The organism is Lentilactobacillus parafarraginis DSM 18390 = JCM 14109 (genome assembly GCF_001435895.1).
Taxonomy (GTDB): domain Bacteria; phylum Bacillota; class Bacilli; order Lactobacillales; family Lactobacillaceae; genus Lentilactobacillus; species Lentilactobacillus parafarraginis.
Window position 1 is genome coordinate 1 of the sequence record NZ_AZFZ01000185.1, and the last position, 890, is coordinate 890.

Genomic DNA, 890 nt, shown 5'->3' on the forward strand with positions numbered 1-890 from the left:
TGAAATAAAGTTTTCAGACGGACCCTAGTACCAATACTGAAACTGGTTCAGATACGACAGCTGGTTCAAAGACGGCAAAAGAGACGAATGCGACAACCGGTTCAGAGTCGACAAAAGAGACGTCGACCACAACTGATTCTGCCACTGCAACGGCTGCGCGGACAACAACCAGTTCTAATAAAGGTGCGACTACTGACTCAGCTACCAGCAATGATACCGCGGCAACGACTGCTAAAACTACCGATGCTAGTGCTAAGATTGCCGGTACGACGACTAGTGATAGTGTAGCCCAGCAAACGACGACAACTGCAACGCCCCAGACCGCCGCGGTGGCGCTTAGTCAAGCTGTGACCCATGCAAACGATGCCGTTGCCGATGCTGAAGTGCCTATCAAACTGGTTCTGATACTGGTGTTAATAAATTGCCTGCTGTTGTTTCTAAGATTGATTCTGTTACTGATCAGACCATTAAAGGCGTTGATTTAACATCTTATCAAGCAGAAATTGCTGCAGGTGTTAAATTTTATGATTTTAATGGTGGTTTATTGGATGGCAATGGCTTAATGGAACTGCTTAAAAATAATGGTGTTAATTATGTTAATTTGAAGGTGGCTGTTAATCCTTTTGATGCTAATGGTAATACCTATGGTCAAGGACAACCCACTTTACAAAATGCTATTAAAACTGCAGTTTTGGCTCGAAATGCTGGTCTAAAAGTCAATTTTACATTGTTGTTTTCTGATGCTTATACATCAGATGATGTACAGAAAGCACCCAAAAACTGGCCTTCTGATAATGAAAAATTACATAGTCAGGTTACAGCATATATTGACGATGTGATATCTCAATTTAATAATAATCTGAAACTTGAAAGTATGAAGACAGACTGAT

Annotated in this window: 1 protein-coding gene; it reads left to right on the forward strand. The window is 41.2% G+C overall.

Annotation, left to right across the window (positions count from 1 at the left end; genetic code table 11):
* Positions 1–421: 421 nt before the first annotated feature.
* Complete coding sequence (locus FD47_RS14640; protein WP_056980853.1) at positions 422–889, forward strand: glycosyl hydrolase 53 family protein; 468 nt, start codon at positions 422–424, stop codon at positions 887–889.
* Position 890 lies beyond the last annotated feature (1 nt).